We start from the raw sequence: 16,305 nt of genomic DNA, 5'->3' as shown, positions 1-16,305 counted from the left end.
GGGCCGGTCCTCTACCCTGCGGGAGTGGTAGCCGAGGATCGTTCATGGCACACGGTCTTCGCGGAGATCGTCAACCGGTCGCACCTGGCGACCGCCGGTGACCTGCCCGCCATCCTCGACGACGTGACCGCCCTGGTCGGGCTGTCGGCGCGGCTGTACCTGGTCGACCTCGGCCAGCGGGAACTGCACCCGGTCCGGCCGGCGGACGGCCCGGCGTTGTCGGTCGACGCCACCCTGGCGGGGCGGGCGTTCGGCCGGCTCGAGATCGTCGTCGCGGCCGACGGGGAGCCGTCACACCTGTGGCTGCCGGTGCTCGACGGCACCGAACGCCTCGGCGCGCTGCGGCTCACCCTCCCCGACGGGACCGACCCGCGGGACAAGGTCCTGCGCGGCAACTGCTGGACGTTGGCCGGGCAGATCGCGCACTTGGTGCTGAGCAAGCAGCTCTACAGCGACCTGTTCCACCGGGTGCGTCGCGGCAAGCCGCTGTCGGTGGCCGCGGAGCTGCTCTGGCAGCTGCTGCCACCGAAGGTGTTCGCCACCGACCGGGTGGTGATCGCCGCCGCGATGGAGCCCTACGACGAGGTCGGGGGCGACGGTTTCGACTACGCCGTGGACGGCGACCGCGCCTCGGTGGCCATCTTCGACTCGGTGGGCCATGACCTGCACGCCGGGCTGATCACCTCGATGGCGCTGGCGGCCACGCGCAACGCCCGCCGCGGCGGCGCCGACCTGATCGAGGCGGCCGAGCTGGCGGACCACACCATCGCCGGCCACCGCCCGGCCGACTCGATGTCGTACGCGACGGCGTTCCTCGCCCACCTGGACCTGGGCACCGGCGAGCTGCACTACCTCAACGCCGGGCACCCGCCGCCGGCCGTGCTGCGCGACGGGCGGGTGGTGCGGCTGCTGGACACCGTGAGCCGCACCCCGCTGGGCCTCGGGGACTTCCAGCGCCGCGAGCCCGTCGTCGAGCGTGAACAGCTCCAGCCCGGCGACCGGGTGCTGTTCTACACCGACGGCGTCACGGAGGCTCGCAGCCCGGCGGGTGAGCAGTTCGGCCTGGAACGGCTGGCCGACCTCACCGAACGCCACGAAGCGGCGGGCCTGCCCGCCCCGGAGACCCTGCGCCGGGTGGTCCGAGCGGTGCTGGACCACCAGGACGGCCGGCTCCAGGACGACGCCACCCTGCTGATCCTGGAGTGGACGACCACCAACCAGGACACCCTGCTCCCCACACTCTGACCTCCGCTCGGCCATCGGCAAAGCAGCCGGGCGTGCGGTTACTCCGTGGTCCGAGGTGTCTTCCGCACCGCCGATGGCGTCGGACCGGGCCCGCCGTGGCGGCGGCCCACCGTTCCCCGCACGGCCAGGGCGAGGCACAGCAGCGCCAGTCCCGCCACGAGCAGCAGCGCGTGGTGGTGCCCGAACGCGGCCGCAACCAGCACGATCGGGACGGCGGCGACGGGCCACGGCCAGATCGCCCGCCAGGAATGACTGCTGCCGCCGAGAACGAGAGCCGATCCGACCAGGAACAGGGCGACCCCGGTGGCCAGGATCCAGCCGGCGCCCGACGGGAGCGCCGCCTCCGGGTGCAGCACGAGTTCTTCGACACCGACTCCGGTCAGCACGACGCCCAGGGCGAGCGGCAGGTGGCCGTAGACGAACAGGTCGTGCCGTTCGTCGGCGGGCGCGCCGTCCCGGGTTTCGTCGTCGCGCCGGCGCAGCGCGGCCGCCCCGACGGCGGCGGCCGTGTCGAAGTAGATCCACCACATCGCGGCGGCGATGACGAACCCGGCGACACCGACGGCGACCGCGGCCGGGGTCCATTCGGCGTCGTGCACGCCGATGGCCGCACCGCCCACGGCCTCCCCCAGGACGAGGATCACGAAGAGCCCGAACCGCTCCGGCAGGTGCTCCAGGTGCAGCGGGAGGTGGTTGTCGCGCCAGGTCGCGACGACCGGGCCGACGGCGTCGACGGCGACCGCCACGCCCCACAGCCAATACCGCGCCGGTCCCTCGACGGCCAGCGACACGGCCCACAACAGGGAACTCACGGCGAGGGTGGCGAGGTAGACGCCGATGGTGCTCCGGGCGTCGGGGACGTGCCGCCACGCCCGGACGTGGAGCACCAGCAGGATCACCCGGCCGGCGAGGAAGCACACCGCGAACGGCGTGGAGAACGACGACGTCGCGGACGCGGCGCTCGCGGCGCACCCGGCGATCGACAGCGTCGCGGCGAGCTTGCCGATCCGGAACAGGACGTCGTCGGTGTCGAACCGGTTGGCGTAGAGCGTGTACCCGACCCAGGACATCCAGATCGCGACGAACAGCGCGACGAACGTACCGAGTCCGGACCACGTCAGGTGCTTGAGGAACGCGACCGCGAGTTCGTTCACGACCAGCACGTAGGCGAGGTCGAAGAACAGCTCGAGGTTGCTCGTCGACGCCTCCTGGCCGGTGCGCAGAGCCGGCGGCCGGACCATCGGCTCGCGTTCGGTCTCCGTGCTCACGAGCACCTCCCATCGCGGGCCCCACGTCGGGTACCGGTCGTCCGGGGCTACCCATCCTCGCGGCGGCGAACCGGACCGCCGCGCCCGATCAGGACCCGGTGACCGCGTCTCGCTGAGCTCGCACCGTGCGGAACGACCGGGCGGACACCACAGCGGCACCGGCCATGGTCACCAGGTGCAGGATGACGTCGGCCCAATTGAGGTTGAACCGGTCGCCGGTGCCGACGGAGACCACGAGGACGCTGTAGGCGCTGAACCCCGCGAAGCCGATCGCGACGGCGAGTGCGTAGATCGCGGTGCTGGAGACCTTGCGCGCGGCCACGACGCCCAGTACGCCGACGAGGGTGTGCAAGGCGTTCAGGAGCGGGCTGACGCTGAAGATCAGCACCGAGTACTGGGTCGCGTGCGTCCCGAACGGACCGGCGGACGTCGACCCGGCGTTGCCGGGAACGAAGAACCCGATCACCCCGAGCAGGAGGTAGACCACGCCGGCGGCCAGCGCGGCGAGCCGCATCGGCGCGCCGTGACGTCGCCTTTCGGCGGAAGACTGGTCGGTGGAGGTGGGCATGGTGCCCTCCGTTCTGCCGGGCTACGCGGTTACCCGGGGCCGGTCCCTGGAAACGGCAACGAGTCCGGGCTCACGCCGCGGGTGCGCGGATGTTTGAGCCGGCACGTCGAGGGCACCCGAGCTGCGAAGAACTGCCGGTCAACATCGCCGCCGCCCAGGACATCTACGTGCGCCGCCACGGCACCATCGGCGAACTCGAACTGGCCTTCGAGGCGCTCGCACTCTCCGGCGACGACGCCAACGAGATCGGCCGCCGGTAACCAGGTGTCCTTTTTGGACGAACGGTACTTCGAGCGCAGCCGCCGGTCAGCACGAACACGATCGCCGTGAACGCCGCCCGGTCGTCTGCCCGCGCCGGTCCGCCACCTTGGCGACGTACTCCGTATTCGGGAAACTGAATGATCACCGGCGCCCGAGCCACGAGCTGATCCACGAGCGGTGCCATCAAAACTCGCTGCCGCCTTCACCTCGGTGTCAAGCTAGGACCGCTCCGGCGAGCCCGGACTTGGTGGGAAATTTGCAGTCAAGCGTCTTGACGTCCCCCAACCGACACGGTTTACTGTCAGTTGCCTCGATGGAACCGGTTCCGCGGCCGCCACCTGGACCACTCCAGCATCTCGGGTTGGTTGATGCTCCACTGCCCCAAACGTCATACCCGTCAGTTCACGGGGCATGACCAAGCTTCAGTGGTAGGTCTGCTACATCACCCGAATGCCGATGCGAGCGGTGCGCTCGTATCGGCATCGTGACGCGCGTAGCGCGCGGCACGATGGATCACGACTGACCAGGTGGGCTCGATGAGATCAAAGACGTTCTCCCGACCACGACGCGCCACAGCACCCCCGGGCACAGCCGCGGGTCGCCTGCGTGTTGCCCCCGTGTCCGCAGGATCGAGTCGTTGCCGCAGGACTTCTGCGCGGCAACGGACTCTACCGCGAACAATGGTGTGCCGGCGCCGGCTTTGTCGTGCGTGTTCATTTGCGCATCTCCCCATCGGCGACCGCGCGCACCCCCCGGTTTCGCTTCACGGTTGATCGCGTTCGCCGACGCGAGCGGCATCACCACGAAGCCTGGGCACTCGAGACGATCCGGTACCACGACGTATCCGCGATTGCATTGATCCAGATCTTCGTCATACATGACTGTTCGGTGCGTCCGATCTTCTGTTCGAATGTTTCGAAGAATTGAGCTGACAGAATTTCGACAGCGAAAGCAGGGATATTCAAATGCGAAGTATGTTGAATCGGGCTGGTTGCCGACCTCGGCAGTACCGGCTTCGGACCCGGGCCGCCCTCACCGCGGCCCTCGCTCTGGCGCTCGCCGGGAGTACGGCCTTCGTGGCCGGCGCGAGCGAAACCAACGGACCGGGGTCCGCTGCGGCCGGAGCTTCGGGCAACTCCATCGCGGCGGATGCCGGCTGGGTGGATGTGGACCAGGCCCGGTACCAACGCGAACTGGCCGACTACCAGGGCATCGTGCCGCCGCCGGTGCCGGCCGGGACGACGAGGGTCCCCGAGTTCCACACCGACTGCACGATCGCGAACGAAGCCAAGGACGACGCGATCATCTTCCCCGGCCTGTCCGGCGCCTCCCATATGCACACGTTCTTCGGGCCGAGGAACGACGCCTTCATGACCACGGAAACGCTTCTCGCCGCCGGGTCGACGACGTGCAACTCCCTGGGTGACAACGCCGCTTACTGGGTACCGCAGCTGCAGAGGAACGGCGTGGCCGTTCCGTTCAAGAGCATGCGCATCTACTACGGTTCCCGGGTCTCCGACCCGTCGGCCGTCCGGCCGTTCCCGCCCGGGCTGGTGATGGTGCAGGGTGACGCCAAGCTGCAGGTACCCACGCCGAGGGGGCAGGGAAACCAGTTCTGGTGCGCGGGCAGCGCCGAGGTCGGGCGGAGCGCCGACGGGAACTGGCCGGTGTGCGCCCCTGGCGGGAACCTGATCTTTCAACTCCCGTTCAAGGATTGCTGGGACGGCAAGCACATCGACTCGCCCGACCACAAGTCGCACATGGGAGACCCGGTCGCCGGCAAGTGCCAGGGAGCCTACCCGGTCGCGGTGCCGAACCTGTCGTACATGGTCAACTACGACATCCTGGGCGGCGACGGCCTCGCGCTGTCGTCCGGCATGGCGTCGTCGATGCACGGTGACTTCATGAACGGCTGGGACCACATCAAACTGGCCGCACTGGTCAAGACCTGCCTGAACCAGAACGCGAAGTGCGGGACCACGCCGAGCTTCACCGGCGGCTGAGAGCGACGGCAGGTGGCCGCCGTGCCGAGTCGTCCCGATCGGCCGGCACGGCGGCCTTCGTCCCGGGCTTTCGCTGTCATCGTCTCGGAGATGATGGCCCACGCGTACTTCACGGTGCACCGGCCGAAAGCGTTGCCGCCCCTCGGATGGTGACGGCTCGACGTCCGGCCTGATCACGCCGGCGTGACACCCCGCCGGGTGCCGCTACTGAACCAGTGCGGCGAGATGGTCTTGTTCCTGCAGGACTCGCGAAGCCAGGCTCACGGTCTGTGGTTCCTTGCCGGACGACTTCTCGCCGAGCGCCAAACGTCCCGTTTGGTCCAGGTGATCGCGCAGGCACTTTTTGAAGTAGTTGTCGAAATCCGCCTCGCGCAAAGCGCCGGCGCGCGTGATCTGGCTCGAGGAAACCATCCCCGGCATCTCCATCCCCTTGTGGGGGTTTTCCGCCGGGAGGCCGGCCTGGTCGTGAAGCCGCCGCAGATCCGACAGCTCCGATTTCGTCGAAGCGTCGGCTTTTTTGCCGAGGTCGCGGACAGCCGCGGATCCGGTGTGGCCGTCGACCAGGTTCAGCATCGGAACAAGCTGCTCGTCCATGGCTATGTTGATCTCAATCCACGCGCGGTCCGTAGCAGTGAACGATGACACCGCGGTGGAGGCGGATGCACTTGTGGATGGATTGCTGGTGGCGCAGCCGCCGACGCATATCATGCCCATGATGCCCAATCCAAGAAAAATGCGCATGCACCGATTACAGGCTATGCCCGCCGGTGAAGTCAACCTGCGAATGGGCCATGGGGCTTAGCCGTTGAACGGTCGAAGCCGGATAGGGCGAAGATAGAGCGACGCCTCACGCGGCTAGGGACCTATTCACCGGTCCGGAGTTCGCCGCGGTGGTGTGGTCAGCAGAGCTGTGATGCCGTCGACCAGGATTTCGCCGGTTTCGGCCCAGCCGGGAATGCCGGAACGGTCCCCCGCCTCGGCCAGTTCCGCTTCTCGCTCGGCGCAGGTGTGGACGATGGCGTGCCGGGCCATCGCCGAGCGGGTGAGGATCGCGGGGTCGGCGGGATCACCGGCGTGGGCGGCCACCGCCTGCAAGGCCCGGTGCATCACGGGCGTCGACGTGGTGACCGACAGTGCCGGCGCGCGCAGGACCGGGTCGCTGACAACGTGGGCGGCGAAGCGGGCGTAGTAACTGGGGACGCCGAGTTCCGCGAGGTGCAGCGTCGTCGGCAGCACCAGCGCGGCCACGTGGTCGCGCAGCCGCGTCGAACCCTCCGCCGCGGCCACCATCGCGGCCCGGATGTGGTCCATCGCTTCGCCGTGCTCGCGGAGCACGGCGAGGATCACTTCCTCCATCGTGCCGACGTGGTAAGCGACCGCGGAGTTGTTGGCCTGTCCGGCTTCCTGGGCGAGCCGCCGGCTCGACACCTGCGCGACGCCGTCCTCGGCGATCAGCCGCTCCGCCGTCTCCAGCAGGCGAGCCCGGGTGGCCGCCGACCTCCCGCCGCCCTGCGGCCGCGGGCCCGTCACCACCGCACCAGGACCTGGTCGATCCCGCCGACGATCAGCCCCTGCCGGGCGCGCAGGTCCGCGGCGTCCCCGACGAGTTCCAGCGTGGGCAGGCGCCGCAGCAGCACTTCGAGGACGGTCTGCAGCTCGACGCGCGCGAGCTGCTGGCCGACGCACGAGTGCGGGCCGACGCCGAAGGCCAGGTGCGGGTTGGGCCGGCGGGCGAGGTCCATGTCGCCGGCGCCGTCGAACGCGTCGGTGTCGCGGTTGCCCGAGGCCATGCTGCACACCACGGTCGTGCCGCGCGGCAGGGTGGTGCCGCCGACCACGGTCTCTTCCGAGACGTAGCGCGGCATCCCGAACCCGGGGTTGGCGTCGAACCGCAGCGCCTCCTCGACGGCGGGCGGCACCAGCGACGGGTCGGCCAGCAGCCGCTCCCAGCGGTGCTCGCGGTCCGCCAGCAGCATCGCGACCATCTTGCCGATCATGTTGGCGGTGGTCTCGTGCCCGGCGATGAGCAGGCCCTGCCCGGTCATGACCAGCTCGGTCGCGGTCATGTCGGCGGCGAGAGCGCTCAGCAGGTCGTCACCGGGTGCGGATCGCTTGGTGGCGACCAACTCCGTCATGTACTGGTAGAACTCCCGGCCCGACCGGTCGATCTCGTCCTGGCTGAACCGGGTCATGTTGAGCATCGTGTCCGACCAGTGCGCGAACCGGCCCCGGTCGTCCCGCGGCACCCCGAGCAGGTCGCAGATCACGAACACGGGCAGCGGAAACCCCAGCGCGGGCCCGATGTTGGCGGGCGCGCCGGCCTCGACCATGTCGGTGATCAGCTGCTCGGCCAGTTCCGTCATGCCCGGCCGCAGTGCCTGCACCCGCTTGACGGTGAACGCTTTCCCGACCAGCCGCCGCCAGCGCCGGTGCCCGGGACCGCCGAGCATCGACGCCTCCGGCTCGTCCGCGGCCACCTCGCCGCCGGTCGACGCCGAAGGCCGGCTGAACACCCCGCCGTCGTCGCTGTCGGAGACGCGGGACGCGTCGTCGGCGTCGAGCTGCCGGCTGAACCGGGGGTCCGACAGCATCGCCCGGACGTCGTCGTAGCGGGTCAGCAGCAGCGCTTCGTCGCCGCTGGCCAGTTCGATGCGCGCCACCGGGCACCGCGCCCGCAGCTGTGCCCACTCCGGCGGTGGCTCCAGCGCGGTGGGGTTGGGGAACGGGTAGGGCGGCAGTCCCTCCAGGACCGCAGCCGGGTCGTTGCCTGCGTGCGCTCGGTCGTCGGGCATGTCGGCAGCCTAGGTAAGGCGGTTGACTTAATCAAGACGGCTGTCTTAATCTCGACCGGCCAGCGCCTCGGATCGGAGGGCTCATGCGTGGACTGCCCGGCAAGAGCATCGTCATCGCCGGTGGTGCCAGCGGGATCGGCGCGGCCACGGCCGTCCGGCTCGCCGAAGAAGGCGCCCGCGTCGTCGTCGGAGACATCAACGTCGACGGCGCGCGAGCCACCGTCGAGTCGATCACGGCGTCCGGCGGCGACGCCGTCGCGGTCGAGTTCGACCTCGCCGACGAGACGTCGATCGAGCGGCTGCTCCAGAGCGCCCTCGACCGGACCGGCCGCCTCGACGGCGTCTTCAACGTCGGCGCCGACCTCACCCCCGCCACGCTGGGCAACGACGTCGCGATCGACGGCATGGACGCGGCGATCTGGCGCCGCACGTTCGAAGTGAACCTGATCGGTTTCGCCCGCAGTTGCCGGCTGGCCATCCCGCACCTGCTCGCCGCGGGCGGCGGCGCGATCGTCAACACCTCGTCCGCCGCGGCCTTCGTCGGCGAGGCCGTGCGTCCGGCCTACGCGGCGTCCAAAGCTGGTGTGAACGCGCTGACCCGCCACGTCGCGTCCCGGTGGGGCAAGGAAGGGATCCGCTGCAACGGCGTGTCGCCCGGGATGGTCCTCTCCGAGACGGCGCTGGCCACCATGAGCGAAGAATTCCGGGCGGCCGGGCTCGCCGGCAACCGCAGCACCCGCCTCGGCCGGCCCGCCGACCTCGCCGCGGCCGCGGCGTTCCTCCTCAGTGACGACGCCGAATGGGTCAACGGGCAGACCTGGTCCATCGACGGCGGCGGCAGCCTGCACGACTGAACCCGCTGCTTGACGTATGAGCCGGAACAGCAGGGCCGCCTCGGCACCCGTGGTGGACAAGTTCGTCCCGCGGCACAGGAGTAGCCCGGGCCGAGCGGGCCCGCGCGGAAGCCGCCGGGAATCATCTACTCATGCCGACCTCCTCACCTCGGGCGCGGGTCCAGCGGACCGAACGCTGGTTCCTCCGGCGCGGGACCCCGACGATGATCGCCGGGTACGGCTTCACCGAGCACGTCCTGCCCCGGATGCTGCCCGCGCTGGTCTTCGTCACGCTCGCGAGCCTCGCCTGGCTCGTCCCGCTCAAGACCGCCGGCTCGGGCCGCTGGATTCTGCTCGGCGTCGTCGTCGCGGTGACCCTCGCGGCCTGGGTGACGATCTCGCTGTTCGTCCGGCACCTCCCCCGCTTCTCCCGCGCCGCGACCATCGCCATCCTGATCACCTACGCGGCGATGCCGGTCGCCGTCCCGTTGCTGCAGCTCGCCTTCGACGGCGCCATCACCCTCCCGGGCGCCCGCGCGCTGGGCGTCCTCGCGTTCCTCGTGTTCTTCGCCGCCGTCTTCGCGGCCACCTACCTCGCCACCACCTACGGCTTCGGCACCCTCGTGCGCCAAGGCGTCAAGCAGGCGATCACCGACCTCCGCAACAGCGTGCAGGTCCTCGGCCGGGCCCTGCCTGTCCTGCTCTTCGTCACCCTGTTCCTCTTCTTCACCGGCGAGCTGTGGCAGCTGATGAACCAGCTCGCCTGGTGGCGCCTCGCCCTGGTCGTCGTCCTCTTCGGCGCGGTCACCGTCCTCGCCGCGGCCGCCCGCCTCCGCGAGGAGATCGGCCGGGTCGAACAGGACTTCAGCCCGCCCATGCTGACCGCCGCCTGCGCCGGCACCCCACTCGCCGCCGTCACCCTCGACGGCCCCGTCCGCGCGGTCAGCCTCAACGGACGCCAGAAACGCAACCTGCTGCTGATGCTCGCGACCCGCCAGCTCGTCCAGGCCGCGGTGATCGGCCTCGCCTCGTTCGCCTTCTTCGTGCTGCTCGGCGTGATCATCGTGACCCCCGCGACGGCCGAACAGTGGATCGGCGCGGCGCCGGCGATCTCGCCGCTCCTGCCCGGCGTCCCGGTCGCCCTGCTGCGCAACGCCACCCTGCTCGCCGGATTCGGCAGCATGTACTTCGCGGTTACGTCGATGAGCGACACCGAGCACCGCAAACAGTTCTTCGCCCCGATCATCGACGAGATCGAACGCACCCTCGCCGTCCGCGCCGTCTACCTCACCCTCCACCCGGATACCGCGACGTCCACCCAGCCCTGACGACGCGGTCGCCGCGTAGTGACCGGAGCCGCTCCCGGCAGGAGGCGACGTCGGTCCGCTACGGATACGGTCACACAGCTGCTGCACCACGCCGATGTCGTGCGAGACGAGCACCAGGGCATCGATCGCGACGCCCACGACCTGCGCGCCGCCTACGACACCATGAGCCTCACCTTCTACGACGCCCCTCACGTCGCGCTGCTGTACGCGCCGGAATCCGGCGATCCGCGGCTCACCGACCGATCGACCCGAGCCGGACTCCCCGTCCGGGCGGCCGCGTCACCCTTCGCGGCGCGCCGTGATCGCCACCGCGTTGGCGCGAATCCGGTCCGGCAACGGGTTCAACACCGCGCGGGACGGCGATCGCGCGGAGATCCGCGATCAGGTCCTGGCGAGAAGCCGGTCGAGCACCCGGTCGAGGCCGAAGACGAACAGCTCGTCGTCCGGCCACCCGGCATCGACGAACCCCGACGTGCTGAGTGTCGGATAGCGCTCGGCGGAATCGAGGATGTGCGCGCGGACCTTGGCGATCGCGGCCGGGTCCTCCAGCCGGCGCCAGGTGGCGTCCGCCAGCGACGCGCCGAGCACGAAGCCGGCAAGTGTGCGGGTCGCGGCCGCGAGTTCCAGCCCGGCCAGCCCGGCCTGGACGAGCTTCGCCTGGATGAACTCGGTACGCGCCAGCACGTTGGGCCCGAGCAGCGGGCGGCCGAGCAGAGCGGGCGACCACGGATGGGCGAGCATCGCGGCGCGCCAGCCGACGAGCAGCGCCCGGAGTCCGGCCCGGGGCTCCGAGCCGGGCGGGGGTACCGGTACTTCGCCGACGACGTGGTCGAGCGCGAGGTCGAGCAGGTCTTCCTTGGTCGCGACGTGCCAGTAGAGCGCGGTGGAAGTCACCTCGAGCCGTTCGGCGAGCTTGCGCATCGTCAGCCGTTCCGCCCCCGCCGCGTCGAGTTCGGCGATCGCCGCGGTGATGATCCGCTCCAGGGTGAGCGGTGTGTTCCGCCTCGGCGGTCGCGGCGGCTCATCCCGCAGCCAGAGGACGTCGTCGGTCATGGCTGATCACCTTACCCGTCAACATTTGACTTATCGTTGGTAAGTTAATATAACATCGGTAAGTCAAGCCCGTGAGCGATCGAAGGTCAGCCATGAAATCCGAAGCCGTCCCGAACCGGTGGCTCGCGCTCGTCGTCTTGAGCCTGGCGCAGCTGACGGTCATCCTGGACTCCACCATCGTCAACATCGCCCTGCCCACCGCCCAGCACGACCTGGCGTTCTCCGATGACAACCGACAGTGGGTCGTCACCGGCTACGCCCTCGCCTTCGGCAGCCTCCTGCTCCTGGGCGGCCGCCTCGGCGACCTCTACGGCCGCAAACGGCTGTTCGTCATCGGGATGCTCGGCTTCGCGGCCGCCTCCGCCCTCGGCGGCGCCGCAGACGGGTTCACCCTCCTGCTGATCGCCCGCATCGCCCAAGGCGCCTTCGCCGCGATCCTCGCCCCCGCCGCACTGTCCATGGTCTCGGTGACCTTCGCCGACAACGCCGGCGAACGCGGCCGCGCCTTCGGCGTCTTCGGCGCCATCTCCGGCGCCGGCGGCGCACTCGGCCTGCTCCTGGGCGGTGTGCTCACCCAGAACCTGTCCTGGCGCTGGTGCCTCTACGTCAACGTCGTCATCGCCGCGATCGCGATCGCCGGTGCACTGGTCTTCCTCGTCGACCGCGCCCGGCCGGAACGGACCCGGCTCGACGTCGCGGGCACCGTCCTGGCCCTGCTCGGACTGTTCGGCATCGTCTACGGCCTCGGCAACGCCGCCTCCCGCGGCTGGACCGACCCCTGGACCCTCGGCCCGACCGCGCTCGGCGTGCTCCTCGTCATCGCGTTCGTCGTGGTCGAACGCCGGGTCCGGGACCCGCTGCTGCCGCTGTCGGTGGTCTTGGACCGCGACCGCGGCGCGTCCTACCTCACGATCGGCATCTCCGGCACCGGCGGCTTCGCCGTGTTCCTCTTCGTCACCTACTACCTGGCCGACACCCTGAAGTTCACCCCGGTGCAGAGCGGCCTGGCGTTCCTGCCCATGGTCGTCCTGGTGATGGCCGGCGCGGTGTTCTCCGGCGCGGTGCTGCTCCCCCGCGTCGGCCCCCGCCCGATCGTGCCGCTCGGCAGCCTCCTCGCCGCGGTGGGCATGGTCCTGCTCACCGGCATCGACGCCGGCTCGACCTACACCGGGGGTGTGCTGCCGGGCCTGCTCGTCATCGGTCTCGGCCTCGGCATGGTCTTCGGCCCGGGCCAGAACGCCGCCACCAGCGGAATCCGGGCCCACGAAACCGGTGTGGCGTCCGCGATGGCCAACATCACCCAGCAGGTCGGCGGCTCGATCGGGCTGGCCGTGTTCAGCTCCCTCGGCGCGACCGCCACCACGAGCTACCTCACCACCCACGCCGCGACGGCCACCGACCCCGCCACCATCGCGCAGGCGACGTTCGCCGGCTACCACTTCGTGTTCTGGATCGCCGCCGCGTTGTTCCTCGCCGGCGCGCTGCTCTCGGCCGGGCTCTTCCGAAGCGGCCCGCTGGCCGTCGATCCCGACGCCGAACCCGCCCTCGCCCACTGACAGATCCGAGGAGACACGTGTTCACGGACAAAGAAATCGAGTACCTGGCCGATCAACCGCTGTGCCGGGTGGCCACCGCCCAGCCCGACGGCACCCTCCAGGTCAGCCCGGTCGGTTTCACCTACAACCCCGACACGCAGACCATCGACCTGATGGGGCTCAACCTCCGCAAGAGCCGCCGGTTCCGCAACGTCGCCGACAACGGCCGCATCGCGCTCGTGATCGACGACGTCCCCAGCACCAACCCGTGGCGAGTCCGGTCCTTGGAGATCCGCGGTCACGCCGAGGCGCTCACCGACGTCGAAACGCCCGGCCACCACGACGACGCGATGATCCGCGTTCACCCCGAACGCGTCATCGCCATCGGCGTCGAGGACTGGGACGTCGACTACACCCAGCAGACCCCCCACAGCCGCAACGTCTGACAGGAGACGATCACCGTGAAAGCAGTACAGTTCCAGCACTACGGCGGCCCCGAAGTCCTCAAGATCGTGGACCTGCCCGACCCCCACCCGGGCCCGGGCCAAGTCCGGATCAGGGTCCGCGCGGCCGGGATCAGCGCCAGCGACACCAAGATCCGCCGCGGCGAACTCAGCTTCGGCGCCACCCTCCCCCAGACGACCGGCGCCGACGTCGCGGGTGTCGTCGACGAGATCGGCGACGGCGTCACCGACGTCGCCGTCGGCGACCGCGTCTTCGGCATCTCCGACGACCAAGCGGCCGCCGCCGAGTTCGCCTTGCTGAGCTTCCGTGCTCCCATCCCGCCGTCGCTCGGGTTCGTCGACGCGGCCGGCATCCCGGTCGCCCTCGAAACCGCCACCCGCGGCCTCGACCAGCTCCACGTCACCGCCGGAACCACCCTGTTCGTCAACGGTGCCTCCGGTGGGATCGGCACGGCGACCGTCCAGCTCGCCGTCGCCCGCGGCGCCCGGGTGATCGGCGCCGCCGGCGCCCGCAACAGCGGCTTCCTGAGCATGCTGGGCGCCGAACCGGTGACCTACGGCGACGGCATGACCGACCGCGTCCGCACGCTGGCCCCTGACGGCGTCGACGTCGCCCTCGACGTGGCCGGCAACGGCGTGCTCCCCGAGCTCATCGACCTCGCCGGCGGTAACGCGAAGAACGTGATCACCCTCGCCGACTTCGCCGGCGCCGAACAGCACGGCGTGCACTTCAGCAACGGATTCGCCGACGGCAACGCCTTCCACGCCCTCGCCACCATCGGCGAGCTGATCGAAGCCGGCCGGTTCTGGCTGCCGGTCGAGCGGACCTTCCCCCTGGCCGACATCGCCGAAGCCCACCGGGCAAGCGAAACGGGCCACGTCCGCGGCCGGCTGGTCCTTACCGCATTCAGCTGACACCAAACCCTGGCTACCTGGAACACCTTGACAAAGCCCGGCTCAAGCCTCCATGGTTAGCTACATGAGTAATGAACCGACGAACCGCCGTGTGCGGTGGTCGGCGTGAAGGACGACGGACGGCCGCTGTTCCTGCAGATCGCCGAGCGGATCGAGAACTCGATCGTCGACGGCAGCCTGCCCGCGGACACGCAGGTGCCCTCCACCAACGAGCTCGCGGCCTTCCACCGGATCAACCCGGCGACCGCGGGCAAGGGCGTCAACCAGCTCGTCGCCGACGGGATCCTCTACAAGAGACGAGGCATCGGCATGTTCGTCGCGCCGGACGCCCGCGCGCAGCTGCTGGAGCGGCGCCGCCGGGACTTCACGCGGCAGTTCCTCGCCCCGCTGATGGCGGAGGCGGGCAAGCTCGGCATGGACGCCGAGGAGATCAAGAAGCTGATCGACGTCTGGGAGCCGCAGCGATGAACGTGGTGCGCACAACCGGGGTGAGCAAGCGCTACGGCCCGCTCGCCGCGCTCGACGGGGTGAGCGTGGAGCTCGCCGGGAACACGATCCACGGCCTGCTGGGCCGCAACGGCGCCGGCAAGACCACGCTGATGCGGATCCTCACCGGGCAGGCCTTCGAGACCGGCGGCACGGTGGAGGTCTTCGGGCAGCACCCATCCGAGAACGCCGACGTGCTTGCGCGGGTCTGCTTCATCAAGGAAAGCCAGCACTACCCGGAGAAGTTCCGCGTCAAGCACGCGCTGCGGGCCGCGCGACTGCTCTACCCGCACTGGGACGACGCCTACGCCGCGGCGCTGCTGACGGACTTCGCTGTCCCAGCGGGAAGCAGGATCGGGAAGCTCTCGCGCGGGCAGCTGTCGGCGGTCGGGGTGATCATCGGGCTGGCTTCGCGGGCCCCGCTGACCCTGTTCGACGAGCCCTACCTCGGCCTCGACGCCGTCGCGCGCCAGCTGTTCTACGACCGGCTGCTCGCCGACTTCGCCGAGCACCCGCGCACGATCGTGCTCTCCACACACTTGATCGACGAAGTCAGCGACCTGATCGAACACGTCGTCCTGCTCGACCGGGGCCGGGTCCTCATCGACACCGACGCGGAGACGCTGCGCGGCGAGGCCGTCGCGGTGACCGGGCCCGCCGAGGCCGTCGAGCGCTTCGCCGCCGGCCACCGGGAACTGCACCGCGAACGGTTCGGCGGCACCCTGCGCGTCACCCTCACCGGGGCCCGGGACCGGTACGAGCCCGGGCTGGACTTCGAGCCGGTTTCGTTGCAGCAGCTGGTCGTCCGCACCACCCAAGGCCACGGCGGGCCGGTCGCCGCCGGGAAGGAATCCTGATGACACGCGTGCTCGACGTCGCGCGGATCCAGCTGGTCAACTGGCCGGTCCTGCTCGCCTACCCGCTGGGCCTGCTGGCCGTGCTGCCGCTGCTGGGCTGGGGCATCGACGTCTCCAACGGCGAAGGCGCGTTCGGCGCGCACGAGATCTACTTGCTGCCGGCCCTGTGGGGCGTGGTCGCCCCCGCGCACCTGCAGTCGATGACGCAGGTGTTCCCGTTCGCGCTGGGGCTCGGCGTGACCCGCCGGACGTTCGCCGCGGCCACCGCACTGGTCGTCGTCGGCCAGGCGCTGCTCGTCGGGCTCGTGATGGTGGTGCTCGACGTCGTCGAGCGGTCGACCGGCGGCTGGGGCCGGGAGGCGCGGATCTTCGGGCCGGCCGTGCTGGGTCAGCACGGCCCGTTCGCGCTGTGGTTCGTCTACAGTGGACCGCTGGTTGCGGTGTCCGCGATCGGGGTGCTGGCGGGCGTGGTGTTCCAGCGCTGGCGGCAGACGGGGATCTACCTCGGCCTCGCCGGGGCCGCCGCGCTGCTCGCCGGGATCAAGCTCCTGGCGTCGCAGCGGAGCTGGTGGCCCGCGATCGGCGACTTCCTCGGCGGGCAGCCGTCGTTCGCGCTGTACACGGCCTACCCGCTGGTGTTCGCGCTGGCCCTCGGCGCCACGGCGTGGCTGGTGCTCCGGCGCGCGACCGCCTGAAG

Annotated in this window: 17 protein-coding genes and 1 pseudogene; 11 read left to right on the top strand and 7 right to left on the bottom strand. The window is 70.3% G+C overall.

Features of this window, described 5'->3' with window-relative positions; all coding sequences use genetic code 11:
- Positions 1-24 precede the first annotated feature (24 nt).
- A complete protein-coding gene (locus OG570_RS32470; RefSeq protein WP_326952867.1) occupies positions 25-1,245 on the top strand; it encodes a PP2C family protein-serine/threonine phosphatase in 1,221 nt (406 codons plus the stop codon).
- 38 nt (positions 1,246-1,283) lie between these two features.
- Here the strand turns inward: OG570_RS32470 and OG570_RS32465 are convergent, their stop codons facing one another.
- On the bottom strand, positions 1,284-2,513 hold the full coding sequence (locus OG570_RS32465) for a low temperature requirement protein A (RefSeq protein WP_326950156.1): 1,230 nt from the start codon (positions 2,511-2,513) through the stop codon (positions 1,284-1,286).
- 88 nt (positions 2,514-2,601) lie between these two features.
- Positions 2,602-3,081 (bottom strand): DUF4383 domain-containing protein, encoded by a 480-nt coding sequence (locus OG570_RS32460; RefSeq protein ID WP_326952866.1) that lies wholly within the window; start codon positions 3,079-3,081, stop codon positions 2,602-2,604.
- 89 nt (positions 3,082-3,170) lie between these two features.
- On the opposite strand from OG570_RS32460, the gene OG570_RS32455 reads away from it, so the two are divergent.
- Positions 3,171-3,341 carry a hypothetical protein gene (locus OG570_RS32455; RefSeq protein ID WP_326960373.1) on the top strand — a complete coding sequence of 57 codons (171 nt, stop codon included), beginning with the start codon at positions 3,171-3,173 and terminating at the stop codon, positions 3,339-3,341.
- Between the two features lie 32 nt (positions 3,342-3,373).
- Here OG570_RS32455 and OG570_RS48410 read toward each other — a convergent pair.
- Positions 3,374-3,472: pseudogene (locus OG570_RS48410) on the bottom strand (IS5/IS1182 family transposase); the annotation flags it as partial.
- Positions 3,473-4,418: 946 nt separating this feature from the next.
- Here OG570_RS48410 and OG570_RS32450 point away from each other — a divergent pair.
- Complete coding sequence (locus OG570_RS32450; RefSeq protein WP_326952865.1) at positions 4,419-5,345, top strand: DUF1996 domain-containing protein; 927 nt, start codon at positions 4,419-4,421, stop codon at positions 5,343-5,345.
- A 204-nt stretch (positions 5,346-5,549) separates the two neighbouring features.
- Here the strand turns inward: OG570_RS32450 and OG570_RS32445 are convergent, their stop codons facing one another.
- From OG570_RS32445 to OG570_RS32435, 3 genes are all read right to left on the bottom strand, one after another.
- Entirely contained in the window at positions 5,550-6,086 is a 537-nt protein-coding gene (locus OG570_RS32445) for a DUF305 domain-containing protein (RefSeq protein ID WP_326952864.1), read from the bottom strand.
- A gap of 126 nt (positions 6,087-6,212) precedes the next feature.
- Positions 6,213-6,875 carry a TetR/AcrR family transcriptional regulator gene (locus tag OG570_RS32440; RefSeq protein WP_326952863.1) on the bottom strand — a complete coding sequence of 221 codons (663 nt, stop codon included), beginning with the start codon at positions 6,873-6,875 and terminating at the stop codon, positions 6,213-6,215.
- Positions 6,872-8,137 (bottom strand): cytochrome P450, encoded by a 1,266-nt coding sequence (locus OG570_RS32435; RefSeq protein WP_326952861.1) that lies wholly within the window; start codon positions 8,135-8,137, stop codon positions 6,872-6,874. The genes OG570_RS32440 and OG570_RS32435 overlap by 4 nt, the downstream gene beginning before the upstream one ends.
- Positions 8,138-8,220: 83 nt before the next feature.
- Here OG570_RS32435 and OG570_RS32430 point away from each other — a divergent pair, with 83 nt between their 5' ends.
- Positions 8,221-8,991, top strand: coding sequence for an SDR family NAD(P)-dependent oxidoreductase (locus OG570_RS32430; protein ID WP_326952859.1), 771 nt, complete (start codon positions 8,221-8,223; stop codon positions 8,989-8,991).
- Between the two features lie 131 nt (positions 8,992-9,122).
- The gene (locus OG570_RS32425; RefSeq protein WP_326952858.1) at positions 9,123-10,298 is read left to right on the top strand and encodes a hypothetical protein; all 1,176 of its coding nucleotides are present in this window, start codon (positions 9,123-9,125) and stop codon (positions 10,296-10,298) included.
- Positions 10,299-10,679: 381 nt separating this feature from the next.
- Here the strand turns inward: OG570_RS32425 and OG570_RS32420 are convergent, their stop codons facing one another.
- A complete protein-coding gene (locus tag OG570_RS32420) occupies positions 10,680-11,351 on the bottom strand; it encodes a TetR/AcrR family transcriptional regulator (protein ID WP_326952857.1) in 672 nt (223 codons plus the stop codon).
- A gap of 92 nt (positions 11,352-11,443) precedes the next feature.
- Here OG570_RS32420 and OG570_RS32415 point away from each other — a divergent pair, with 92 nt between their 5' ends.
- The 6 genes from OG570_RS32415 (at position 11,444) to OG570_RS32390 (ending at position 16,303) form a co-directional block, all read left to right on the top strand.
- On the top strand, positions 11,444-12,907 hold the full coding sequence (locus tag OG570_RS32415) for a DHA2 family efflux MFS transporter permease subunit (RefSeq protein WP_326952856.1): 1,464 nt from the start codon (positions 11,444-11,446) through the stop codon (positions 12,905-12,907).
- 17 nt (positions 12,908-12,924) lie between these two features.
- Complete coding sequence (locus tag OG570_RS32410) at positions 12,925-13,332, top strand: PPOX class F420-dependent oxidoreductase (protein ID WP_326952855.1); 408 nt, start codon at positions 12,925-12,927, stop codon at positions 13,330-13,332.
- Positions 13,333-13,347: 15 nt separating this feature from the next.
- A complete protein-coding gene (locus OG570_RS32405) occupies positions 13,348-14,265 on the top strand; it encodes an NADP-dependent oxidoreductase (RefSeq protein WP_326952854.1) in 918 nt (305 codons plus the stop codon).
- A 96-nt stretch (positions 14,266-14,361) separates the two neighbouring features.
- Positions 14,362-14,733 (top strand): GntR family transcriptional regulator, encoded by a 372-nt coding sequence (locus OG570_RS32400; RefSeq protein ID WP_247052349.1) that lies wholly within the window; start codon positions 14,362-14,364, stop codon positions 14,731-14,733.
- A complete protein-coding gene (locus OG570_RS32395) occupies positions 14,730-15,608 on the top strand; it encodes an ABC transporter ATP-binding protein (protein WP_326952853.1) in 879 nt (292 codons plus the stop codon). The genes OG570_RS32400 and OG570_RS32395 overlap by 4 nt, the downstream gene beginning before the upstream one ends.
- A complete protein-coding gene (locus tag OG570_RS32390; RefSeq protein WP_326952852.1) occupies positions 15,608-16,303 on the top strand; it encodes a hypothetical protein in 696 nt (231 codons plus the stop codon). The genes OG570_RS32395 and OG570_RS32390 overlap by 1 nt, the downstream gene beginning before the upstream one ends.
- The last annotated feature ends 2 nt before the right edge of the window (positions 16,304-16,305 follow it).

Source organism: Amycolatopsis sp. NBC_01286 (assembly GCF_035982555.1).
Lineage (GTDB): Bacteria > Actinomycetota > Actinomycetes > Mycobacteriales > Pseudonocardiaceae > Amycolatopsis.
The sequence above is the reverse complement of the archived record's forward strand: the minus strand, read 5'-3'. Positions and strand labels throughout refer to the sequence as shown.

Excerpts from the sequence above, each read along its gene's own strand:
- OG570_RS32460 (WP_326952866.1), bottom strand. The coding sequence starts at position 3,081 with ATGCCCACCTCCACCGACCAGTCTTCCGCCGAAAGGCGACGTCACGGC.
- OG570_RS32455 (WP_326960373.1), top strand. The coding sequence starts at position 3,171 with ATGTTTGAGCCGGCACGTCGAGGGCACCCGAGCTGCGAAGAACTGCCG.
- OG570_RS32445 (WP_326952864.1), bottom strand. The coding sequence starts at position 6,086 with ATGCGCATTTTTCTTGGATTGGGCATCATGGGCATGATATGCGTCGGC.
- OG570_RS32435 (WP_326952861.1), bottom strand. The coding sequence starts at position 8,137 with ATGCCCGACGACCGAGCGCACGCAGGCAACGACCCGGCTGCGGTCCTG.
- OG570_RS32430 (WP_326952859.1), top strand. The coding sequence starts at position 8,221 with ATGCGTGGACTGCCCGGCAAGAGCATCGTCATCGCCGGTGGTGCCAGC.
- OG570_RS32425 (WP_326952858.1), top strand. The coding sequence starts at position 9,123 with ATGCCGACCTCCTCACCTCGGGCGCGGGTCCAGCGGACCGAACGCTGG.
- OG570_RS32420 (WP_326952857.1), bottom strand. The coding sequence starts at position 11,351 with ATGACCGACGACGTCCTCTGGCTGCGGGATGAGCCGCCGCGACCGCCG.
- OG570_RS32415 (WP_326952856.1), top strand. The coding sequence starts at position 11,444 with ATGAAATCCGAAGCCGTCCCGAACCGGTGGCTCGCGCTCGTCGTCTTG.
- OG570_RS32395 (WP_326952853.1), top strand. The coding sequence starts at position 14,730 with ATGAACGTGGTGCGCACAACCGGGGTGAGCAAGCGCTACGGCCCGCTC.
- OG570_RS32390 (WP_326952852.1), top strand. The coding sequence starts at position 15,608 with ATGACACGCGTGCTCGACGTCGCGCGGATCCAGCTGGTCAACTGGCCG.